Source organism: Streptomyces sp. NPDC059534 (assembly GCF_042743475.1).
GTDB lineage: Bacteria > Actinomycetota > Actinomycetes > Streptomycetales > Streptomycetaceae > Streptomyces.
The window spans coordinates 216,378-233,035 of record NZ_JBHWAQ010000006.1; the positions used below are offsets into that span (position 1 = coordinate 216,378).

Annotated in this window: 18 protein-coding genes; 10 read left to right on the forward strand and 8 right to left on the reverse strand. The window is 72.3% G+C overall.

Annotated elements, in window-relative coordinates:
• Positions 1-68 precede the first annotated feature (68 nt).
• The 4 genes from ACFVZH_RS10160 to ACFVZH_RS10175 form a co-directional block, all read right to left on the reverse strand.
• Entirely contained in the window at positions 69-440 is a 372-nt protein-coding gene (locus ACFVZH_RS10160) for a DUF1508 domain-containing protein (RefSeq protein ID WP_384895233.1), read from the reverse strand.
• A gap of 176 nt (positions 441-616) precedes the next feature.
• Positions 617-1,303: a PH domain-containing protein gene (locus tag ACFVZH_RS10165; RefSeq protein WP_384895235.1), complete on the reverse strand. Its 687-nt coding sequence runs from the start codon at positions 1,301-1,303 to the stop codon at positions 617-619.
• A gap of 34 nt (positions 1,304-1,337) precedes the next feature.
• A complete protein-coding gene (locus ACFVZH_RS10170) occupies positions 1,338-1,982 on the reverse strand; it encodes a class F sortase (protein ID WP_384895237.1) in 645 nt (214 codons plus the stop codon).
• 112 nt (positions 1,983-2,094) lie between these two features.
• Positions 2,095-3,594, reverse strand: coding sequence for a hypothetical protein (locus ACFVZH_RS10175; RefSeq protein ID WP_384895239.1), 1,500 nt, complete (start codon positions 3,592-3,594; stop codon positions 2,095-2,097).
• Between the two features lie 288 nt (positions 3,595-3,882).
• Here ACFVZH_RS10175 and deoC point away from each other — a divergent pair, with 288 nt between their 5' ends.
• From deoC to ACFVZH_RS10195, 4 genes are all read left to right on the forward strand, one after another.
• The gene (gene deoC / locus ACFVZH_RS10180; RefSeq protein ID WP_026058305.1) at positions 3,883-4,842 is read left to right on the forward strand and encodes a deoxyribose-phosphate aldolase; all 960 of its coding nucleotides are present in this window, start codon (positions 3,883-3,885) and stop codon (positions 4,840-4,842) included.
• A 5-nt stretch (positions 4,843-4,847) separates the two neighbouring features.
• Complete coding sequence (locus ACFVZH_RS10185; RefSeq protein ID WP_384895241.1) at positions 4,848-6,284, forward strand: aldehyde dehydrogenase family protein; 1,437 nt, start codon at positions 4,848-4,850, stop codon at positions 6,282-6,284.
• The gene (locus ACFVZH_RS10190) at positions 6,277-7,173 is read left to right on the forward strand and encodes an aldehyde dehydrogenase family protein (RefSeq protein ID WP_384895243.1); all 897 of its coding nucleotides are present in this window, start codon (positions 6,277-6,279) and stop codon (positions 7,171-7,173) included. The genes ACFVZH_RS10185 and ACFVZH_RS10190 overlap by 8 nt, the downstream gene beginning before the upstream one ends.
• 154 nt (positions 7,174-7,327) lie before the next feature.
• Positions 7,328-8,728 (forward strand): TerD family protein, encoded by a 1,401-nt coding sequence (locus tag ACFVZH_RS10195; RefSeq protein ID WP_384895245.1) that lies wholly within the window; start codon positions 7,328-7,330, stop codon positions 8,726-8,728.
• A 57-nt stretch (positions 8,729-8,785) separates the two neighbouring features.
• On the opposite strand, the gene ACFVZH_RS10200 is transcribed toward ACFVZH_RS10195, so the two are convergent.
• Positions 8,786-9,184: a hypothetical protein gene (locus ACFVZH_RS10200; protein ID WP_384895247.1), complete on the reverse strand. Its 399-nt coding sequence runs from the start codon at positions 9,182-9,184 to the stop codon at positions 8,786-8,788.
• A 52-nt stretch (positions 9,185-9,236) separates the two neighbouring features.
• On the opposite strand from ACFVZH_RS10200, the gene ACFVZH_RS10205 reads away from it, so the two are divergent.
• Positions 9,237-9,932, forward strand: a complete 696-nt coding sequence (locus tag ACFVZH_RS10205) for a uridine kinase (RefSeq protein WP_384895249.1) — start codon at positions 9,237-9,239, stop codon at positions 9,930-9,932.
• Between the two features lie 163 nt (positions 9,933-10,095).
• Here the strand turns inward: ACFVZH_RS10205 and ACFVZH_RS10210 are convergent, their stop codons facing one another.
• Complete coding sequence (locus ACFVZH_RS10210) at positions 10,096-10,818, reverse strand: SigE family RNA polymerase sigma factor (protein WP_366309555.1); 723 nt, start codon at positions 10,816-10,818, stop codon at positions 10,096-10,098.
• A gap of 170 nt (positions 10,819-10,988) precedes the next feature.
• On the opposite strand from ACFVZH_RS10210, the gene afsQ1 reads away from it, so the two are divergent.
• From afsQ1 to ACFVZH_RS10235, 5 genes are all read left to right on the forward strand, one after another.
• A complete protein-coding gene (afsQ1, locus tag ACFVZH_RS10215) occupies positions 10,989-11,666 on the forward strand; it encodes a two-component system response regulator AfsQ1 (RefSeq protein WP_267045480.1) in 678 nt (225 codons plus the stop codon).
• Entirely contained in the window at positions 11,663-13,195 is a 1,533-nt protein-coding gene (locus ACFVZH_RS10220) for an ATP-binding protein (protein ID WP_384895251.1), read from the forward strand. The genes afsQ1 and ACFVZH_RS10220 overlap by 4 nt, the downstream gene beginning before the upstream one ends.
• A complete protein-coding gene (locus tag ACFVZH_RS10225; protein WP_384895253.1) occupies positions 13,192-13,830 on the forward strand; it encodes a hypothetical protein in 639 nt (212 codons plus the stop codon). Before ACFVZH_RS10220 ends, ACFVZH_RS10225 begins: the two co-directional genes overlap by 4 nt.
• A 107-nt stretch (positions 13,831-13,937) precedes the next feature.
• A complete protein-coding gene (locus tag ACFVZH_RS10230; RefSeq protein ID WP_384895255.1) occupies positions 13,938-14,474 on the forward strand; it encodes a VanZ family protein in 537 nt (178 codons plus the stop codon).
• Between the two features lie 90 nt (positions 14,475-14,564).
• Positions 14,565-14,765: a PspC domain-containing protein gene (locus ACFVZH_RS10235; protein ID WP_384895257.1), complete on the forward strand. Its 201-nt coding sequence runs from the start codon at positions 14,565-14,567 to the stop codon at positions 14,763-14,765.
• A gap of 95 nt (positions 14,766-14,860) precedes the next feature.
• On the opposite strand, the gene ACFVZH_RS10240 is transcribed toward ACFVZH_RS10235, so the two are convergent.
• Together ACFVZH_RS10240 and ACFVZH_RS10245 are read right to left on the reverse strand one after the other, a co-directional pair.
• Positions 14,861-15,226: a hypothetical protein gene (locus ACFVZH_RS10240; RefSeq protein ID WP_384895259.1), complete on the reverse strand. Its 366-nt coding sequence runs from the start codon at positions 15,224-15,226 to the stop codon at positions 14,861-14,863.
• A 171-nt stretch (positions 15,227-15,397) separates the two neighbouring features.
• Positions 15,398-16,552, reverse strand: coding sequence for an adenosine deaminase (locus ACFVZH_RS10245; RefSeq protein WP_384895261.1), 1,155 nt, complete (start codon positions 16,550-16,552; stop codon positions 15,398-15,400).
• Positions 16,553-16,658: the final 106 nt, after the last annotated feature.

A 16,658-nucleotide genomic window follows, 5' to 3' on the forward strand; every position in this document is an offset into this window, starting at 1 on the left:
TAAGTCCGGCCCGGTTGACATGTGCGCCACGTGACGTGAACGAGGGGCGTGCGCGGGGCAACTTCCATTCACGATAAGGCGGTTGACGCCCATCTCGGCCCCTCGGCGGCGATCAGGGCGAGGAAGCGCCGGTACGCGGTACGGCAGGTCGAGTGCCGCTCGTAGGACCGCCCGGAGAGGGCCGCGGTCCGCCCCTGGGCGTCGCGGAGGAGCCATACCCAGCCGTTGCCGCCGGCGGTGTGCTGGACCCCGCCGGCCATGGCGGCGTGTCCGGTGCACAGGGCCGTGAAGGCGGCCCGGCACTCGGCGTGGTCGTCGTAGCAGCCCCCCGACCGCGCGACGACCCGTCCGTTCTGGGCGACGAGCCGCCACCCGTACCGGCCGTCGGCCCCCATGTCGACCAGACAACGCGTCCCGGACACACCGGTGTCCTTGCTCATCGCCCCCACCCCCACAGTCTCGGCAGGGGCAATCTATTGAGACGCGCGTGACAGTTGGGCGCTAAACCATTTGCCGGTTGCACGCTTCACCAGGACGTTGCCCCTAGGACACCCGGGTCCTGGGGGCAACGGGGACGCCGCGTTCGGGGGTCAGCCCAGCCGACGCGTTTCGGGGGTCAGCCCAGCGCGAGCATGATCACGAGCAGCAGCAGGCCGGCCGCCGCGGGGCCCACGATCTCGTACGCCCAGCGCACCTGCGGCTCGCCCTGCGAGCCGGGGTGGCCGGCGCGGGCCTCGGCGAGCTCGCGCAGTTCGACGACGGTCTTGTCGCCGGACGCCACCCGGGAGGCCGAGTCGCGCACGTCGGCGGTGACGGAGGTACGGCCGTGCGGATCGTCCTGCGAGGCGCGGGCCGCCTGGCGGGCCGCCCGCTTCCGCTGGCGCAGCGAGACGGGGACGGCCCACAGCTGGTACTTGGCGCCGTCCTGGGTGAAGACCTCGCTGGAGTAGCCGGCGCGGACATCCGCCACCGACGCCCAGGGCAGCGTGATCATCCGGAACGGGTTGCGGATCCGGAGCCGGTCCTCGTTGGCGTAGACCGCCGGGCGGATCGTGAACGCGACGACCAGCGGCGCCGCGAGCAGAAGGCCCGCGAGCGCGATCCACGGCGTCCGGCCCTCGCCGCGGACCATCGCGTCGACGCAGAACAGACCCACCAGGAGCAGCAGGAACACGCCGCTGGCGATCCCGAGGGGCGAACGGAACACACGGTCGGCGGCAGGCTTCCCGGCGGACGGCTGTGCTGGGGTCGACTCGCGGCTGGGCTCGTGACTCGGCTCGGGGGTCGGCTCGGGGGTCGTCATGCCGCCGATTCTGCCTCAGCGGGCCGCTGGAGGCTCAGGCGGCCCGCGTGGCCACCAGATCCGCGTACAGAATGATGTTGTCCGGGCGGTGCCCGTCGACCAGCTCCCCGCCGCACGTGACGAGCCGCAGCTCCGGGCGCTCGGTGTCCCCGTACACCCTGGCGGTCGGGAACGCGTCCTTGTCGACCTGCTCCAGCTCCCTGACCCTGAACACGGCGACCTTCCCGTCGGCCCGCGTCACGGCGACCTCGTCCCCGACCCGCACCCGCGAGACGTTCCTCAGCACGGCGGGCCCCCGCGCCGTGTCGAAGTGCCCGATCAGCACCGCCGGCCCGGTCTCGCCGGGCGTGACGCCCTTCTCGTACCACCCGATCCGGTCCCCGTCCTCGACCGAGGGCACCTCGACGGTGCCGTCCGGGTTCAGCCCCAGCCCGAGGACCGGCCCCGTGTCGACCCCGGCCACCGGCACCCTCACCCGCACCGGCAGCGACCGCCCCAACGGACGGACCGGAGCGGCACTCGCCTTCGGCGCGGGCGCGGACCCGGGCCCCGTCGCCTGCGAGATCCGCGCGGGCGGCGTTCCCCCCGGCACCCCCGGCTCCGCGGCACAGCCGGCCAGCGCGACGAGCGCGGCCAGGAGGACGACGGGGGCGGTACGGATACGCGTGCGGTGGTTCACGTCAGGACTCCGGACAGATGCGGCCGGCCGCCGCTGGGGTGCGCGGCGACCGGCCTGGGGTGGGGTGATGCTCCCGCTCGGGTCAAGGGGCGGGGAGACGGAGGACCGCTGCTCAGACGCGGGCGGCGGCCCGGCGGCGCAGGACGACGAACCCGATGCCGGCGGCGCCGAGTGCGCCCGCGCCCGCGCCGGCCGCGATCAGGGCGCTGTTGTCGGTCTCGACGGCACCCGGCTCGGCACCGGCCGCGACACCGCCGCGCGGGATGACGGAGGTCTGCCCGGTGTTGGTGGTGGTACCGGTGTTGCCCGTGGTGGCGGAGGGGGCCGGGGTGGGCGCGCCCTTGTCGCAGCCCTTCGGCAGCTTCGGGAAGTCGGACCAGCGGTACGGCGTGTCGACTCCGCCCTGGGTGCGCTGACCGATCCGCGGCGTGGTGGTGTTCGCGCCCTTGATCTTGAGGCCGTAGGCGCCGAAGTCGGGGCGGGCGCGGTCGGCCGTTCCCAGGATCATGCCGGCGGGGCTCCGGAGGACGGCCTTCGGGCCCTTCCTCAGGTCGTTGGTGAGCGTGACGGACCAGCCCTCGCCGAACACGGACGAGATGACCTGCTCGACGGTGCAGTCACCGGTCACCACGGCCTTGCCGGGCTTCGGCGCGACGCAGCCCTTCGGCAGCTTCGGGAAGTCGGACCAGCGGTACGGCGTGTCGCCGCCCTGCGTGCGCTGACCGATCCGCGGAGAGGTGGTGTTCGCGCCGTCGATCCTGAGGCCGTAGGGGCCGAAGACGGGGTGGGCGGTGTCCACGGTGCCCATGATCTTGCCGCTGGGGTCCATGAGGGAGGCCGTCGGGCCCTTGTCCAGGCGGTTGGCGAGCACGACCGTCCAGCCCTCGCCGAACACCGAGGGGATGACCTGGTTGACGATGCAGCTGCCGACCGTCACGGGCTTGCCCGGCTTGAGGTCCTGCGGAACGGGCGTGACGGGCTTGTCGGAGGGCGGGGTGACGATGCCCTTGCCGAGGTACTCGGGGGTGCCCTGCTTCTTCGAGCCGGGGATGTACGCGGCGAACCCGCCGTCGTGCTCCAGGACGACCACGGCCTTGCCGTACTGGAAGACCCGGCGGTTCTGGCCGTTGCCGACGTAGGTGAAGCCGCGGCCCTTGCCGTTCTCGATCAGCTGGAGGCCGGCCTTGTGGGGCTGCTTGTCGAGCTCCAGGAGGGTGCCGTCGGCGAGGCGGTAGGTGCCCGAGCCGTCGAGCTGGGCGAAGTTCCCGCGCCAGGCCATGACGCGGCCGTCCTCGAAGAGGACGACGAAGTTGCCGTTGTCGTTGCCGGCCGCCGGACGGCTGTTCGCCTCGACGGAGCCGAGGGACTGCCCCTGCTTGAACGTTTCGGCGCGGTACCAGGTCGGGCCCAGCTTGTAGACCTTGACGACGTTGCCGTTGTACAGCGTCTCGGTGCGGACGAGTTCGCCCTTCGTGGCCTGCTGTTCCGCGGCCGCGGAGGCCGGGGCGGCCGGGCCGTCCGCCGCGAAGGCGGTGCCGGCGGCGAGGGCCGGGGTGATCGCGACGCCCGCGAAGAGGGCGGTGGCGATGGCGGTGCGAAGGGCGGTGCGCATAACGACTCCTGTGATTCAGGCAGGTGGGCGGGAGAGTCGCATGCCGCTTTTTCTCGGTCCGACTGTCTGTGTCCGGTGAGGTCTGGCTGGCTGCAAAAAGAAATCTAGTGATCTTGTATCCCCGATGCGTCCACTCCATGTCACGGCCGTGTGACAGGGGTCACCGCGGGATTCGCCGGACCTCTGGGCGGCGGTCACCACGCCGGTCGGCGGGCTGTGACCTCGGGCTCCGTGAAGGGTGTCCCCTGTACAGGTCGCTACGCGCGTAGATATGCTCGACTGGTGACCATGCCCACCACTGCATCCGCAGCATCCGCATTCGCCGACGTGACCGCGTCCGACGGTGCGCTGCGCCGCTTCCTCCACGGGCTGCCCGGCGTCGACGCCGTCGGCCTGGAGGCGCGCGCCGCGTCCCTCGGCACCCGCTCGATCAAGACCACGGCCAAGGCATACGCCATCGACCTGGCCATTTCCATGATCGACCTGACGACTCTCGAAGGCGCGGACACCCCGGGCAAGGTCCGGGCGCTCGCCGCCAAGGCCGTCAACCCCGATCCGACCGACCGCACGACGCCGACGACCGCCGCCGTGTGCGTCTACCCCGACATGGTGGCCACCGCCAAGGCCGCCGTCGCGGGCACCGGCGTGAAGGTCGCCTCGGTCGCCACCGCCTTCCCGGCCGGGCGCGCCGCGCTCCCCGTGAAGCTCGCCGACACGGCCGACGCGATCGCCGCCGGCGCCGACGAGATCGACATGGTCATCGACCGTGGCGCCTTCCTCGCCGGCCACTACCTGAAGGTCTACGAGCAGATCGCCGCGATCAAGGCGGAGTGCGGCGACCGCGCCCGCCTCAAGGTGATCTTCGAGACCGGCGAGCTGTCCACGTACGACAACATCCGCCGCGCCTCCTGGCTCGGCATGATGGCCGGCGCGGACTTCATCAAGACCTCGACCGGCAAGGTCGCGGTCAACGCCACCCCGGCCAACACGCTCCTCATGCTGGAGGCCGTGCGCGACTTCCGCGCCCAGACCGGCGTGCAGATCGGCGTGAAGCCGGCCGGCGGCATCCGCAACACCAAGGAAGCCATCAAGTTCCTGGTTCTCGTCAACGAGACCGTGGGCGAGGACTGGCTGGACAACCACTGGTTCCGCTTCGGCGCTTCCAGCCTGCTCAACGACCTGCTGATGCAGCGCCAGAAGCTGGCGACCGGCCGTTACTCCGGCCCCGATTACGTGACGGTGGACTGATCAACATGGCATCTGCATTCGAGTACGCACCGGCGCCCGAGTCCCGGTCCGTCGTCGACATCGCGCCCAGCTACGGCCTGTTCATCGACGGCGAGTTCGTCGAAGCGGCCGACGGCAAGGTCTTCAAGACCGTCTCCCCGTCCACCGAGGAGGTCCTCGCCGAGGTCGCCCAAGCGGGCGCCGAGGACGTCGACCGCGCGGTGAAGGCGGCCCGGAAGGCGTTCGAGAAGTGGTCGGCGCTGCCCGGCTCCGAGCGCGCCAAGTACCTCTTCCGGATCGCCCGGATCATCCAGGAGCGCAGCCGCGAGCTGGCCGTCCTGGAGACCCTGGACAACGGCAAGCCGATCAAGGAGACCCGCGACGCGGACCTCCCGCTGGTCGCCGCGCACTTCTTCTACTACGCGGGCTGGGCCGACAAGCTCGACCACGCCGGCTTCGGCGCGAACCCGCGTCCGCTGGGCGTGGCCGGCCAGGTCATCCCGTGGAACTTCCCGCTGCTCATGCTGGCGTGGAAGATCGCCCCGGCGCTCGCGACCGGCAACACGGTCGTCCTCAAGCCGGCCGAGACGACCCCGCTCTCCGCCCTGTTCTTCGCGGACATCTGCCGTCAGGCGGGGCTGCCGAAGGGCGTCGTCAACATCCTCCCCGGGTACGGGGAGACGGGCGCCGCGCTCGTGGGGCACCCGGACGTGAACAAGGTCGCGTTCACCGGTTCGACCGCCGTCGGCAAGGCCATCGCGCGCTCCGTCGCCGGCACCGACAAGAAGGTGACGCTGGAGCTGGGCGGCAAGGGCGCCAACATCGTCTTCGACGACGCCCCGATCGACCAGGCCGTCGAGGGCATCGTCAACGGCATCTTCTTCAACCAGGGCCAGGTCTGCTGCGCGGGCTCGCGCCTCCTGGTGCAGGAGTCGATCCAGGACGAGCTGCTCGACTCGCTCAAGCGCCGTCTGAACACCCTGCGCCTCGGCGACCCGCTCGACAAGAACACCGACATCGGCGCCATCAACTCCTCGGAGCAGCTGGCCCGCATCACCTCGCTGGTGGATCAGGGCGAGGCGGAGGGCGCCGAGCGCTGGACCGCCTCCTGCGAGATCCCGTCGGCCGGCTACTGGTTCGCCCCGACGCTCTTCACGAACGTCACGCAGGCGCACCGGATCGCCCGCGACGAGATCTTCGGCCCCGTCCTGTCGGTGCTGTCCTTCCGTACGCCCGACGAGGCCGTCGCGAAGGCCAACAACAGCCAGTACGGCCTGTCCGCCGGCATCTGGACGGAGAAGGGCTCCCGCATCCTGGCGGTCGCGTCCAAGCTCCGCGCCGGTGTCGTCTGGGCCAACACGTTCAACAAGTTCGACCCGACCTCGCCGTTCGGCGGCTACAAGGAGTCGGGCTTCGGCCGCGAGGGCGGCCGCCACGGTCTGGAGGGCTACCTCGATGTCTGAGTCGGCGACGCGACTGAGCGTCTTCAAGACCTACAAGCTGTACGTCGGGGGCAAGTTCCCCCGTTCCGAGAGCGGCCGGGTGTACGAGGTGACGGACTCGAAGGGCAAGTGGCTGGCGAACGTGCCGCTCTCCTCCCGCAAGGACGCGCGGGACGCGGTCGTCGCCGCCCGCAAGGCGTTCGGCGGCTGGTCGGGCGCGACCGCGTACAACCGCGGCCAGGTCCTCTACCGCGTCGCCGAGATGCTGGAGGGGCGCCGGGAGCAGTTCGTCCGCGAGGTCGCGGACGCGGAGGGCCTGTCGAAGTCGAAGGCGGCGGCGGTCGTCGACGCGGCCATCGACCGCTGGGTCTGGTACGCCGGCTGGACCGACAAGATCGCCCAGATCGTCGGCGGTGCCAACCCGGTCGCCGGCCCGTACTTCAACCTCTCCTCCCCGGAGCCGACCGGTGTCGTCACGGTCGTGGCCCCGCAGGACTCGTCCTTCCTCGGCCTGGTCTCGGTGATCGCCCCGGTGATCGCGACGGGCAACACGGCCGTCGTCATCGCGAGCGAGAAGGCCCCGCTGCCGGCGCTCTCCCTGGGCGAGGTGCTCGCCACCTCCGACCTGCCGGGCGGTGTCGTCAACATCCTCTCCGGCAAGGCCGCCGAGATGGGCCCGCACCTCGCGGCCCACCAGGACGTCAACGCCATCGACCTCACGGGCGCGACCGAGGGCGACCTCGCCCGCGACCTGGAGATCGCGGCGGCGGACAACCTGAAGCGCGTCCTGCGTCCCCGTACCGAGGACTTCGCCGAGTCCCCCGGCACGGACCGCATGACCGCGTTCCTGGAGACGAAGACGGTCTGGCACCCGACGGGTTCGCTGGGCGCCTCGGGCTCCTCGTACTAGCTCCACCGCCGAAACGGCCCCCGGGTGCGCGCACCCGGGGGCCGTTTCGGCGTTCCCGGGTCCTCCCGCCGGTCTTGCCCCGGCGTCCCGGTCCACCGCAAGATCCAGTGGTGATCGACTGTGGAGGGGCCGTGAACGGAGGGGTCGGTACGTCATGGGAACACTGATCAAGGGAGGCAACGCCTTCGTCCCGACGGTGCCGCTGCGCATCGCCGTGCGCGGGGGTGTCGACGTCGCGGCGCTGCTGCTGACGGAGCGGGGCCGGGTCCGGAGGGACGCGGACATCGTGTTCCACGGCGCCCCGGTCCATCACTCCGGCGCCGTGCGGCTCGTCGGGGGCGAGGACGGCACGGTGTGGCTGGAGACCGGCCTCACGGCGACCGAGGAGGAGATCTCCCGCGTCCTGGTGGTCGCGTCGACGGAGAACGGCCCGCTGCGGGACGTGGCCGGGCTGTCCGTGGAGGCGTTCGCGCCGGACGGCACCTCGGTCGCGCGGTACGACACGACCGACGCCGGCGGCGAGACCGCGATGGTCCTGGCGGAGCTGTACCGGCGCGCGGGCGGCTGGAAGTTCCGCGCGGTGGGCCAGGGCTACCTGGACGGCCTGGAGGGCCTGGCGGCCGACCACGGCGTGGACGTGGCCGACGAGCCCCGGGTGGTGACGGACAGCCCGGTGATGACGAAGAGCCCGGAGGCCCCGCCGGCGCCCGCCGCGCCGGCCGTCCCGCCACCCGTCCAGGCGCCCGTCCAGGCACCGGTCCAGGCACCGGCCCACGCGCCCGCCCCGGCACCGGTCCCGATTCCGGTCCAGGCGGTGGCCAAGACGGCGGCAGAGCCGCTTCCCGGCCCCTTCCCGGCTCCCTTCGGCGCCCCGGACTGGACCTTCGGCACCTTCTTCGAGCCGCACACGCGCAGCGGCCCGGGCAACGACGTGATCACCGTGGAGGACCTCCCGCCCGGCCCGGTCGTGGTCGAACTCGCCGTCGACGGCGACGGGTACACGGGCCTGTGGCCGCTCACCCGGTCCAACAAGGAGGGCAGCAGCCTCGTCAACAGCACACAGGAGAACTTCCGGGGCCGGCTGCTCACCTGTGTGCCCGAGAACGGCCGGCTGCGGCTGAAGCTGCGGGCGGACGGACCCTGGGAGATGCGCATCCTGCCGCTGGCGGCCGCCCGGCGGCTGACCGAGGACGTGCTGGAGTGCGAGGGTCCGGACGTCCTGCTGCACACCGGGGGGACGGCCGACGCCCGCTTCCACTACCGGGGCAGCGACAACTTCATCATCCACGTCTACGAGCTGACGGGGCACGACGACCCCACCAGCCTCCCGGACCCCGGGCGCTCCGCCGTCAACGAGATCGGCCGGCGCCGGGAGACCGTCCCGCTGCCCGAGGGCCCGCTCATCGTCCAACTGTTCCGGGCGGACGGGCCGTGGCGCGCGCGTCTGAAGGACGTACAGCCGCACAGCGGCCCAGGACCGCACGGCGCGGGCGGCCCCGCGAAGCCGCCCGCACCCCGCGGGGCGCAGGGCTGGCTCCGCCGGGGCAGGCGCTGACCACTCCGCCCCGCCCGACCGGCGGGACACCTGCCGTAGGCCGTGTCCGGACATGGCCTACGGCAGCAGCCCCTGGGTGAGCGGCCCCGCCACCGGGAGATCGGCCACCGCCCCGCCCTGGGTGAGGTGGCCGGTCACCAGGTCGGTGCCGACGGGCTTGAAGTCGGCGACCTGGGTGCCGAGCCCGTTGGCGAGGGGGTCGACGCCGGTGTTGGCCAGCGGGTCGAGCTGGAGCCGGGTCAGCGGGCCCAGGCCGTGGGTGACGCCGGACAGCGCTCCCGCGCCGGCCGCGCCGGCGTCGGTCCGGGTCAGCGAGTCGACGGGCAGCGGCACCGGGGCGGCGGCCTGGGCCGCGACGCCCGCTCCGACCAGCGCGGCGCCCGCCGCCGTGACCGTGAGACCGGCCTTCAGCAGGGCACTGCGGCGGGAGGTGCGGGGTTGTGCGTGACGCGCCATGACGATCCTTCCGAGGGGTGATCGAGCGGCCACCGACAGTAGTCGAGGTGTGATGCTCGATACCAACGGCCTCCCTCGGGGGTCCCCTGCACGGGGGAATGGTTCACACTGGTGTCCCGTGAGTTCCCAACCGATCCCGACCCGTGTCGTCCTGCTCGCGGGCCCCTCCGGCTCCGGCAAGTCGTCCCTCGCCGCCGTCACCGGCCTCCCGGTCCTGCGCCTCGACGACTTCTACAAGGAGGGCGACGACCCGTCGCTCCCGCTCGTCGACGGCAGCACGGACATCGACTGGGACTCCCCACGGTCCTGGGACGCCGACGCGGCCGTCGCCGCCATCGTCGAGCTGTGCCGGACGGGGCGGACCCACGTCCCCGTGTACGACATCTCCACCAGCTCCCTCACCGGCCGGGAGCGGTTCGACATCGAGCGGACGCCGCTCTTCGTGGCGGAGGGCATCTTCGCGGCCGAGATCGTGGCCCGCTGCCGGGAGCTGGACGTCCTCGCCGACGCGCTGTGCCTGCGCGGCCGCCCGTCGACGACGTTCCGCCGCCGCCTCGCCCGCGACCTCCGCGAGGGCCGCAAGTCCGTCCCCTTCCTGCTGCGCCGCGGCTGGCGCCTGATGCGCGCGGAACGCGCCATCGTGGCCCGCCAGGCCGAGCTGGGCGCCCACCCCTGCGCCAAGGCCGAGGCCCTCGGCCGCCTGGCCGCCGCGGCGGCCGGCCGTCACCGCACCCCGGCCGCCAACTGACGGCGGGCCCCGCACAGCACGAAGCGGGTCGTACGAGACCCCCCGGACTCGTACGACCCGCTTCGCTCTTTCCCCGTACCCCCGTACGGTTCCCCCGTGTTTCCCCCGTCCCCCAAGAGCCTCGTTTCCCCCGTAGGCCCCCGCGGGGTCGTCCCCCCGACCTTCAGGCCACCAGCTCGCCGAAGGACTCCTCCTCGTCACGGCCGAAGCTGAGCACCTCGTCCTCGCGCAGCCGCCGCAGCGACCGCCAGATGCTCGACTTCACCGTGCCGACACTGATGTCCAGGATCTCCGCGATCTCCGGATCGGTCCGGCCCTCGTAGTAGCGCAGCACCAGCATCGTCCGCTGGAGCTCGGGCAGCCGGGCCAGCGCCTGCCACAGGACCGCGCGCAGCTCCGTACCCCGCATCGCGTCCGTCTCGCCCACCGTCTCGGGGAGCTCCTCGGTCGGGTACTCGTTGAGCTTGCGCCGGCGCCAGGCGCTGATGTGCAGGTTGGTCATGGTGCGGCGGAGGTATCCGCCGACCGCGGCCTTGTCGCTGATCCGGTCCCAGGCGCGGTAGGTGGAGAACAGCGCGCTCTGGAGCAGGTCCTCGGCCTCGAAACGGTCACCGGTGAGGTGGTAGGCGGTGGCGTACAGGGAGGCACGACGCTCCTGGACGTAGGCCGTGAACTCGGCCTCCGAGCAGGTGACGCGTTCCCCCGTGCCCTCCCCGTACGCCGCTCCCCCGTCAGCAACGGCCACCATGTACGGCGCCTTGCGCTGACGCCCGACGCTGCGAACGCACCCCCGCCCGTTCACCGCGCCGGACTTCTCCGTGCTCCGCACGACGTCGTGGAGACGCGTGACAACTGCGCTTGAGGTGGTGCTGTGCAGTGCGTTCATCTCGCGCCCCCCGTCGGTTGGAGTGTGTTTCGGTCCCTGTGCCAAGAAGCTTGCCCGCGGGACTTCATGGCGTTGTCCGCCGACTGTCACAGCCGTGTCACAGGGGACGGAACAGAAGCGCGCCTCCCAGCGGTCGAACTCGGACGGCCGAATGCGACAGAATGCTGAACGTGCCTTTTCTGTTGCTGATCGAGGACGACGACGCCATCCGCACGGCCCTCGAACTCTCCCTGTCCCGGCAGGGCCACCGGGTGGCCACCGCCGCGACGGGCGAGGACGGGCTCCTGCTGCTGCGCGAACAGCGGCCGGACCTGGTCGTGCTCGACGTCATGCTGCCCGGCATCGACGGCTTCGAGGTCTGCCGGCGGATCCGTCGCACCGACCAGCTGCCGATCATCCTGCTCACCGCGCGCAGCGACGACATCGACGTGGTCGTGGGCCTGGAGTCCGGCGCCGACGACTATGTCGTGAAGCCGGTGCAGGGCCGGGTCCTGGACGCCCGCATCCGGGCCGTACTGCGGCGCGGCGAGCGGGAGTCGACGGACTCCGCGACGTACGGGTCCCTCGTCATCGACCGGTCCGCGATGACGGTCACCAAGAACGGCGAGGACCTCCAGCTCACCCCGACCGAGCTGCGGCTGCTCCTGGAACTGAGCCGGCGGCCCGGACAGGCGCTCTCCCGGCAGCAGTTGCTGCGGCTGGTGTGGGAGCACGACTACCTGGGCGACTCGCGGCTCGTCGATGCCTGTGTGCAGCGGCTGCGCGCCAAGGTGGAGGACGTGCCGTCCTCGCCGACGCTCATCCGCACCGTGCGGGGTGTCGGCTACCGACTGGACGTTCCTGCGTGACCAAGGGAATCCTCGCGCGGCCGCGGCTCTCCAGCCTGCGGCTGCGGCTGGTCGTCGTCTTCGCCCTGGTCGCGCTCACCGCGGCCGTCGCCGCCTCCGGCATCGCGTACTGGCTCAACCGCGAGGCGGTGCTGACCCGCACCCAGGACGGGGCGCTCAACGACTTCCGGCAGGAGATGCAGAACCGGGCGGCGACGCTGCCGCTCCGGCCCACCCAGGACGACCTGCGGCGGACCGCCGAGCAGATGGCGAGCGGCAGCGCCGCCGACTACCAGGTGCTGCTGCTCGGCGAGCGGGACGCGGGCAAGCCGATCGTCGGCGCGTCCGACCCCGACGACTTCACCCTCGCCGACGTGCCGCGCTCGCTGCGCGAGGCCGTGGACACCGAACGGCCGGTGACGGACGCCAACCCGTACCGGTACCACCTGTTCTGGCAGCGCACGGAGCGGGGCGGGACGCCGTACCTGGTCGGCGGGACACGGATCGACGGCGGCGGGCCGGCCGGCTACATGTTCAAGTCGCTGGCCGCGGAGAAGGCCGACCTGAACTCGCTCGCCTGGTCCCTCGGGATCGCCACCGCCCTCGCGGTCGTCGGCTCGGTGCTCCTCGCGCAGGTCGCGGCGACGACCGTGCTGCGCCCGGTGCACCGGCTCGGCGAGGCGGCCCGGCAGCTCGGCGAGGGAAAGCTCGACACCCGGCTGCGGGTCTCCGGCGCGGACGAACTGGCCGATCTCTCCCGTACGTTCAACAGCGCGGCCGAGTCCCTGCAGAAGAAGGTCGCGGACATGAGCGCGCGGGAGGAGTCCAGCCGCCGGTTCGTCGCCGACATGTCGCACGAGCTGCGCACCCCGCTGACCGCGCTGACGGCCGTCACCGAGGTCCTGGAGGACGAGCAGGACACCCTGGACCCGATGATCGCCCCGGCGGTGGCGCTGGTGGTGAGCGAGACGCGGCGTCTGAACGACCTGGTGGAGAACCTGATGGAGGTGACCCGCTTCGACGCGGGCACCGCGCGCCTCGTCCTCGACGAGGTGGACATCGCCGACCAGATCACCGCGTGCATCGACGCGCGGGCCTGGCTGGACGCGGTCGACCTCGACGCCGAGCGCGGGATCATGCTGCCGCTCGACCCGCGCCGCCTGGACGTGATCCTGGCGAACCTGATCGGCAACGCGCTCAAGCACGGCGGTTCGCCGGTCCGGGTCTCGGTGCGCACGGAGGACGAGGAGCTGGTCATCGCGGTGCGCGACCACGGCCCCGGCATCCCCGAGGAGGTGCTGCCGCACGTCTTCGACCGCTTCTACAAGGCGAGCGCGTCCCGGCCGCGGTCCGAGGGCAGCGGTCTCGGCCTGTCGATCGCCATGGAGAACGCGCTGATCCACGGCGGATCGATCACGGCGGCCAACTCGGTCGGCGAGGACGGGGCGGTGGACGGCGCGGTGTTCGTGCTGCGGCTGCCGCTGGACGCCTCGGGGATCACACGCGAGGTGCAGACCCGCAGCAGCCAGGGCGAGGTGGAGGAAGCGTGAGGGGCCGCACCTTCGGGGGCACGGCGGGAGCGGGCGCCCTGTGCGCGGCCGCGCTGACCGTGCTGGTCACCGGCTGTGGGATCAGGACGACGTCCGTACCGGTGGACGCGGGCGCGGCCCCGTCCCGCGTCCCGTGCAGCGTGACCGACGCGAGCCCGTCGCCGACGGCCGCGCAGGGCGTGCCGGTCCGGGTGTTCCTGGTCTGCGGCTCGCAGCTGGAGGCGGTGGACCGCCGGTCCCCGCTGCCCGAGGAGAAGGCGGACGGCGACCCGGTGCGTACGGCCACGGGGCTGCTCGCGCAGCTGCTCGCCGAGCCGTCGGACAGTGAGCGGCAGGCCGGTTTCACGACCGCCGTGCGGGGTCCCCTGGTCGTGGGCGGCGGGCACCGGGGCGATCCGGCGGGCACGCTGCGGCTGAGCCGGCAGCCGGAGGACCTGACGCCGACCGCCCTGTCGCAGATCGTCTGCACCTTCGCGGAGAGCTCCGCGGGCGCGGGAGGCCACACGGTCCTGCTCGGCGGCCCGGGTTCCTACCCGCCCAAGCGCTACCGCTGCACGACCGAGCTGCGCGAGCGCCCGGAGTCGGCCCCGCCGACGGCCGCGGTGACGGCCCCGGCGGCGACGCCCACGGGCTGACCCGGCGAGGCCCGTACGCCGGCGGCGGAACCGATTCCGCCGTGGTGGGCGTCTTGGGGGGCGTGCAGCGTCAAGGTTCGGGCGGTGATACCGCCGTGGTCGTCCGCGTGGTGGGGTTCTCTCTCCTCCTCGCGCATCTGCTGCTCGTCGCCTGGATCAGTCTGCGCCCACGGGACGTGGCCTGGGTGACCGCGCCGAACACGATCCCGCTGGACGGCCTGCGGGCCGATCTGGCGCTCGGCGCCCGCGCGGCGGCCCGGCTGATCGGCGAGGGGCTGCTGCTCCTGGCTCCGCTCGGGGTGCTGCTCCCGATGGCCGACGGGCGGCTCGACGTCTCCCGGTGGGCCTCCCTGGCCCGGACGACCGCGGCCGGTGCGCTGCTGTCGCTGGCGGTGGAGCTGTTGCAGACCGCGGTGCCGGGGCAGGTCGTCGACGTGGACTCGGTCCTCCTGAACACGGCGGGGGTGGCCCTCGCCCATCTGCTCTTCGTCCCGGCCGGTCGCGGATGGCTGCGCCGCAGGTCGGAGCGGGGACGGCCGGCCTCCTCCGGGGGAAGCGGTCCCGGTAGGGGTTCCCCCCTGCCACGGGACGAGGCGGCTCAGGGTTCGACCCCGACGATTCCCAGGGTCCCGATCGCCCGGTAGACCGACGCTCCGGGGCCCCTCCCCGCGCCAGTATGGAGTCATCGGGAGCCCGACGGAGCGGCTCCCGGACCGACTCCGAAGGAGCCCACCATGGCCGCTCTCATCCGCCCCCGTGACGGACGCGTGATCGGCGGAGTGTGCGCGGCGCTGGCACGGCGCTTCGGCACCTCCGCGTGGACGATGCGTCTGATCTTCCTGGTCTCGTGCCTGCTGCCCGGTCCCCAGTTCCTCCTGTACCTGGCTCTGTGGGTGTTCCTGCCCGCCGAGAAGACCACGACCGCGGCCTGGTAGCCGCTCGCCGGTGCGCACGGCGCACCTCGCACGCCGAAGGGGCGCGTACCCGGGTACATCCGGGTGCGCGCCCCTTCGGCGTGTGCGGCGGGGTGTCAGCCGATCGGGAGGCCGCCGAGCGGCAGGCCGCCGAGGAGGCCGCCGAGCGGGGTGGCGCCGAGGCCGCCGGCGGCGGCGCCGAGCGGCAGGCTCTGGGTGGCCTGGCCGGCGGCGGCCGGGAGGGTCTTCACTCCCTGGTCGACACCCTGGCCGAGGGCGCCCTGCCCGGCGCCGAGGGACTCGGCGGCGCCGTCGGGGAGCTCGGTGAGGCCGTCACCCAGCGGGACGGCCTGGGTCACCGTGCCCAGCGCGTCGGCGTCGAGCGGCAGGGACGGCGCGGCGGAGGCCGTGCCGGCGGCGGCAGCGGCGAAAGCGGCACCGAGAGCGGCGACACCGAGCTTCTTGGCGGCAGAGTGCTTCATCTGAGAATCTTCCTTGGGGAATCCGGGGCTTCCGGGAAAGCCGGGAGGGGAAATCCTGGGAATGCAGAGGGACTCCGCAACCTAACCAGCGATCAACTCCTCCGCAAACACCGGAAAGCGGCCGGGTGTCGTGCCTGCCCGGCCGCCTCCTTCCCCTGGACGGGGCTTCGCTCAGCCCGCCGTACGGGAAGAGTCGCTGGTCGTGGCGGTCTGCTGGAACAGCCATTCGGACTTGAGCTCGGCGTATCCGGGCTTGATGACCTCATTGATCATCGCCAGACGTTCATCGAAAGGAATGAACGCTGATTTCATCGCATTGACTGTGAACCACTGCATGTCGTCGAGCGTGTAATCGAATGCCTCGATCAGCAGCTCGAATTCACGGCTCATGGTCGTGCCGCTCATGAGCCGGTTGTCGGTGTTCACCGTGGCCCGGAAGTGCAGGGTGCGGAGCAGGCCGATCGGGTGCTCGGCGAACGAGGCGGCGGCACCGGTCTGGAGGTTGGAGGAGGGGCACATCTCCAGCGGGATGCGCTTGTCGCGGACGTAGGCGGCGAGGCGGCCGAGGCTGACCGAGCCGTCGTCGGCGACCTCGATGTCGTCGATGATCCGGACTCCGTGCCCGAGCCGGTCGGCGCCGCACCACTGGAGCGCCTGCCAGATCGACGGCAGGCCGAACGCCTCGCCCGCGTGGATCGTGAAGTGGTTGTTCTCCCGCTTGAGGTACTCGAAGGCGTCGAGGTGCCGGGTGGGCGGGTAGCCGGCCTCGGCGCCCGCGATGTCGAAGCCGACGACTCCGGAGTCCCGGTAGCGGTTGGCGAGTTCGGCGATCTCCAGCGCCCGGGCCGCGTGCCGCATGGCGGTCAGCAGGGCGCCGATCCGGATGCGGTACCCGTCGGCCCTGGCCTGCCGCTCGCCCTCCCGGAAGCCCTCGTTGACCGCCTCCACGACCTCTTCGAGGGTGAGTCCGCCCTCCAGGTGCTGTTCGGGGGCGTAGCGCACCTCCGCGTAGACCACGCCGTCCTCGGCGAGGTCGACGGCGCACTCGGCGGCCACGCGGACCAGGGCCTCCCGGGTCTGCATGACGGCGCAGGTGTGCGCGAAGGTCTCCAGATACCGCTCCAGCGAGCCGGAGTCGGCGGCTTCGCGGAACCAGATGCCGAGCTTGTCGGGCTCCGTCTCGGGGAGCTGGTCGTAACCCTGCTCCCGGGCCAGTTCGATGATCGTGCCGGGGCGCAGTCCGCCGTCGAGGTGGTCGTGCAGGAGCACCTTCGGGGCACGGCGGATCTGGTCCGCGGTGGGGACGTTGGGAGTCTGGCTCGTCATTTCCGCACTGTAGCCCCTACGCGCGTAGAACACCTGTCTTGGCGCCGTTTTCCTCGTGGCGGGGCGGCGACCGACCTCCCTGGGCCTGCCCGACGGAGGGGCTTCA